This is a genomic window from Tardiphaga sp. (genome assembly GCF_025356345.1).
Classification (GTDB): domain Bacteria; phylum Pseudomonadota; class Alphaproteobacteria; order Rhizobiales; family Xanthobacteraceae; genus Tardiphaga.
Genome location: NZ_JANXTC010000191.1, coordinates 1 through 4685, shown reverse-complemented (window position 1 = coordinate 4685; position 4685 = coordinate 1). Strand labels below are relative to the sequence as shown.

The window sequence follows — 4685 nt, the reverse complement described above, 5'->3', positions numbered from 1 at the left end:
GGAAGCCTGCCGCAGCCTTCCTGCATCTCGCACGCACCATCTGCCGCCGTGCCGAACGAATGGTGGTTGAGCTGGCATCCCAGCCGGACGAGCCGGTCAATGGCGAGGCCGTGCAGTACCTGAACCGGCTCTCGGATTTCCTGTTCGTGGCCAGCCGCACGGTCAATGACAACGGCGCCGGCGACGTGCTCTGGGTGCCGGGGCAAAATCGCTAAGTTGCGGAATACGTATACGTTCCTCGATTTTGGACACTCCCGCGTTGACCGGGATTGGCCGGACCTTTAGGTTCCGCCGCCACAGATCAATCCAAGCTAAAAGACGAAAGGGAACCGATGAAGGTTCTGGTGCCGGTCAAGCGGGTAGTCGACTACAACGTCAAGGTTCGCGTGAAAAGCGACGGAACCGGGGTTGAACTCGCCAACGTCAAAATGTCGATGAATCCGTTCGACGAAATCGCGGTCGAGGAAGCCCTGCGCCTGAAAGAGGCCGGCAAGGCGACCGAGGTGGTGGTGGTGTCGATCGGGCCGGCGCAGGCTTCCGAAACCATCCGCACCGGCCTCGCCATGGGCGCCGATCGCGGCATCCTGGTAAAGGTCGACGGCGCGGTCGAGCCGCTGGCGGTCGCCAAGATCCTCAAGGCCATCGTCGATGAGGAGCAACCCGGTCTGGTGATCCTCGGCAAGCAGGCGATTGACGACGATTCCAACCAGACCGGCCAGATGCTGGCCGCCTTGCTCGGCTGGTCGCAGGCGACCTTCGCGTCCAAGCTGGAAGTCGACGGTGCCGATTTCATCGTGTCGCGTGAAGTCGATGGCGGCTCACAGACCGTGAAACTGAAGGGCCCGGCGATCGTAACCACCGACCTTCGGTTAAACGAGCCGCGCTACGCCAGCCTGCCCAACATCATGAAGGCGAAGAAAAAGCCGATCGGCGAGAAGACCGCCGAAGGCTACGGTGTCGATCTCACGCCGCATCTCGAGATCATCAAGACTACCGAGCCGGAAGGCCGCAAGGCTGGCGTCAAGGTCAAGGACGTCGCCGAACTGATCGAGAAACTCAAGACCGAAGCCGGAGTGATCTGATGACCACACTTCTCATTGCGGAACATGAGCACGACATTCTCAAGGATTCGACCAATAAGGCGCTGACCGCCGCCATCGCGCTGGGTGCCGAGGTTCATGTCCTCGTCGCCGGCGGCGGCGAAGGCACCAAGGCCGCGGCCGACAAGGCGGCCAAGCTCGCCGGCGTCACAAAGGTACTGCTGGCCGACGACGCGCTCTATGCCCACGATCTGGCCGAGCCCTTGGCCGCGCTGATCGTGTCGCTGGCGCCGGGCTACGACGCCTTCTTGGCACCGGCCACCTCGCGTTTCAAGAATGTGATGCCGCGCGTCGCCGCTCTGCTCGACGTGATGCAGGTCTCGGAGATCACCAAGGTGATCGCCCCCGACACCTTCGAACGCCCGATCTATGCCGGTAACGCGATCCAGACCGTCAAATCGAAAGACGCCAAGAAGGTCATCACCGTGCGCACCTCGACCTTCGCGGCCGCGGCCGGTGAGGGCGGCAGCGCATCGATCGAGTCCGCCACCGCGGCCGCCGATCCCGCCCTGTCCAGCTTCGTCGGCGAGGAAGTCGCCAAGAGCGACCGTCCGGAGCTGACCTCGGCGAAGATCATCGTCTCCGGTGGCCGTGCCATGCAGAGCCGCGAGAACTTCACCAAATATATCGAGCCGCTCGCCGACAAGCTCGGCGCCGGCGTCGGCGCCTCGCGCGCCGCGGTGGATGCCGGCTATGCGCCCAACGACTGGCAGGTCGGACAGACCGGCAAGGTGGTGGCCCCCGAGCTGTATATCGCAATCGGTATTTCCGGCGCGATCCAGCATCTCGCCGGCATGAAGGATTCCAAGGTGATCGTGGCGATCAACAAGGACGAGGACGCCCCGATCTTCCAGGTCGCTGATTACGGACTGGTGGCCGATCTCTACCAGGCGGTGCCGGAATTGACCGAAGCGCTGGGCAAATAACCGCGGCAAAACAGCCACGCTAAGGTTGATTTGAAACATCGGCCGGGGATCTGCGGACTCCGGCCGATGGGTGTGACAGAACAAGGCGCGGTCGCGATCGGCGGTCGTCCCCCGGTGAGATGACAAGATGGCAGACATGATCAAGAAAGTCGGTGTGATCGGCTCCGGCCAGATGGGTAACGGCATCGCTCATGTCGCCGCGCTGGGCGGCTTCGACGTGGTGCTGAACGACGTCTCGGCCGAGCGACTGAAATCGGCGATGGCCACCATCAACGGCAATTTGTCGCGGCAGGTTTCCAAAAAAATCATCACCGAAGGCGCCCGCCAGGCCGCGCTCGACAAGATCGTGTCGTCGGACTCGATGGACGGGTTGGCCGATTGCGACCTCGTCATCGAGACCGCGGTCGAGAAGGAAGAGATCAAGCGCAAGATCTTTCACGATCTCTGCGCGGTGCTGAAGCCGGAAGCGATCATCGCCTCGAACACGTCGTCGATCTCGATTACTCGGCTGGCGGCCTCCACCGACCGTCCGGAAAAATTCATCGGCATTCACTTCATGAATCCGGTGCCGCTGATGGAATTGGTCGAGCTGATCCGCGGCATCGCCACCGACGATGCCACCTTCGAAGCCTCCAAGGAATTCGTCAGCAAGCTCGGCAAGCAGATCGCCGTGTCCGAGGATTTTCCGGCCTTCATCGTCAACCGCATCCTGCTGCCGATGATCAACGAGGCGATCTACACGTTGTATGAAGGCGTCGGCAACGTCGAGGCGATCGACGCCGCCATGAAGCTCGGCGCGCATCACCCGATGGGCCCGCTCGAACTGGCCGATTTCATCGGGCTCGATACCTGTCTGTCGATCATGCAGGTGCTGCATGAGGGTCTCGCCGATTCCAAGTACCGGCCGTGCCCGCTGCTGGTGAAGTATGTCGAAGCCGGCTGGCTCGGCCGCAAGACCCAGCGCGGCTTCTACGACTACCGTGGCGAGAAGCCGGTCCCGACAAGGTAGCTTGTAGACTTGCAGGGTGGGCAAAGGCGCCGTTGCGCCATGCCTACGCGTTCCGGCACGGTGTCAAATGTGGGCACGCCCCGCCGCGCTCCGCGCATCGGGGCTTTGCCCAGCCTACACATTCTTCCTCCTACACACACATCCGCACCAGACGCGTCACCGCCGGCACCAGGCTGACGATCGTTGCGACGCCGATGCCCAGCCCGATGAGATGCGCGGCCAGCAGGATGCGGATTGTCATGGTCACCCCCGCACATACTGGGCTTCGCCCAGGCCGAACGACCAGTTTTCCGGCAGCACCTCGACCAGGTTGATGAAGACATCCTCCGGCCGCAGCCCGGGGCTTTCGGCCAGCACTTCGACGATGCGCCGGTACAGTGCCTGCTTCTTCTCTCGCGGCCGGGTGTTGCTGACGGTGAGCTGGATGATGATGAAATCGTCACTGCGATCGATGCCGAGATAGCTGCGGTCGAAGATGAAATCGTCGCCGTCGTGCTCGGTGATTGTCACAAACCGGTCCTTGTCCGGGACGTCAAACGTATCGCGCAGCGCCTGGTAGACGCCTTCTGCGATCGCCTGGCGGTAGGCGGGCGGTCTGCCCCTTTTCAGTGAAATGCGAACCAGCGGCATGGTGATGTCCTGTTGTTGATCGATGCAGGAACATTAGCTCGCCCTTGATCATTGGAAAATGGTATGAAATAATATTTCAATGATGTCATATTGCAATGGTTTCCGATGAAAACGCTGGATGTCGAAGCCGTGCAGGCCTTCGTGCTGGTGGCCGATCTGGCCAGTTTCACCCGCGCGGCCGAGGCGATGGGCAGCACCCAGTCGGCGGTCAGTCTGAAGATCAAGCGGCTGGAAAGCGGACTTGGGCGGCGGCTGCTGGAGCGCACGCCGCGGCTGGTGCGGCTGTCGGCGGAGGGGACGGCGTTCCTGGCGTCGGCGCGCCATCTCGTCGCGGCGCACCAGATGGCGATCGGATCCTTTGCCGTTGAAAGGCGACGTCTGGTGGTCGGCATCAGCCATCATCTCGTTGGCGCCGATCTGGCTCAGGTGTTGAAGCGCTTGAGCGCCGCCGATCCTGCTCTGGTGATGGAATTGCGCATCGATACCTCGCGGCTGATGCTCGAGGCCTATGATGCCGGCGCGCTCGACGCCGCCATCGTACTCCGCCACGACGTCCGCCGCCGCGACGGCGAGGTGCTGCTCGAGGAGCAGTTCGGCTGGATGGCCGCGCCGGATTTCAACTGTCCGCCCGGCGAGCCGTTGCGGCTGGCGACCCAGGCCGAGCCCTGCAATGTGCGCGGCATGGCCGTCGGCGCGCTTGATGCGGCCGGTATTCCCTGGACCGAGGTGTTCGTCGGCGGCGGTGTGGCCACGCTCGGCGCGGCGATCTCCGCCGGTCTCGCGGTGGCCGCTTTGGTGCGCCGGGTGGCGCCGGCCGGCTGCGTCGATCTCGGTCCGCGGCTCGGCCTGCCCAAATTACCTGGCTGCGAGGCGATGCTTTATTCGAACCTTACCGACCCCCGTGCCCGCGGTGCGCTGCGCACGCTGGGGGCGGCGTTCCGGGCGGGGGCGGGGTGACAGGTTCTTTTGCGTATATGTTGGCTTGATGCTTCCTGTTAAAAAATGCCCACTTTTGGCAAC

The 4685-nt window shown here is 63.0% G+C and carries 5 protein-coding genes and 1 pseudogene; 5 read left to right on the top strand and 1 reads right to left on the bottom strand.

The annotated features are described in order from the left end of the window. The 4 genes and pseudogenes from Q0S16_RS11320 to Q0S16_RS11305 all read left to right on the top strand — a co-directional run. Window positions 1-215 (top strand): annotated as a pseudogene (locus Q0S16_RS11320) (ATP:cob(I)alamin adenosyltransferase); the annotation flags it as partial. 117 nt (window positions 216-332) lie between these two features. Next, a complete protein-coding gene (locus tag Q0S16_RS11315; RefSeq protein WP_295848228.1) occupies window positions 333-1082 on the top strand; it encodes an electron transfer flavoprotein subunit beta/FixA family protein in 750 nt (249 codons plus the stop codon). Beyond that, window positions 1082-2026, top strand: coding sequence for an FAD-binding protein (locus tag Q0S16_RS11310; RefSeq protein ID WP_295848227.1), 945 nt, complete (start codon window positions 1082-1084; stop codon window positions 2024-2026). The genes Q0S16_RS11315 and Q0S16_RS11310 overlap by 1 nt, the downstream gene beginning before the upstream one ends. 127 nt (window positions 2027-2153) lie before the next feature. Further along, window positions 2154-3035: a 3-hydroxybutyryl-CoA dehydrogenase gene (locus tag Q0S16_RS11305; protein WP_295848225.1), complete on the top strand. Its 882-nt coding sequence runs from the start codon at window positions 2154-2156 to the stop codon at window positions 3033-3035. Between the two features lie 243 nt (window positions 3036-3278). Here Q0S16_RS11305 and Q0S16_RS11300 read toward each other — a convergent pair whose 3' ends face one another. Continuing rightward, window positions 3279-3665, bottom strand: a complete 387-nt coding sequence (locus Q0S16_RS11300; protein WP_295848224.1) for a tautomerase family protein — start codon at window positions 3663-3665, stop codon at window positions 3279-3281. A gap of 105 nt (window positions 3666-3770) precedes the next feature. Between Q0S16_RS11300 and Q0S16_RS11295 the strand changes: the two genes are divergently transcribed. Next, window positions 3771-4622 (top strand): LysR family transcriptional regulator, encoded by an 852-nt coding sequence (locus Q0S16_RS11295; protein WP_295848223.1) that lies wholly within the window; start codon window positions 3771-3773, stop codon window positions 4620-4622. Window positions 4623-4685: the final 63 nt, after the last annotated feature.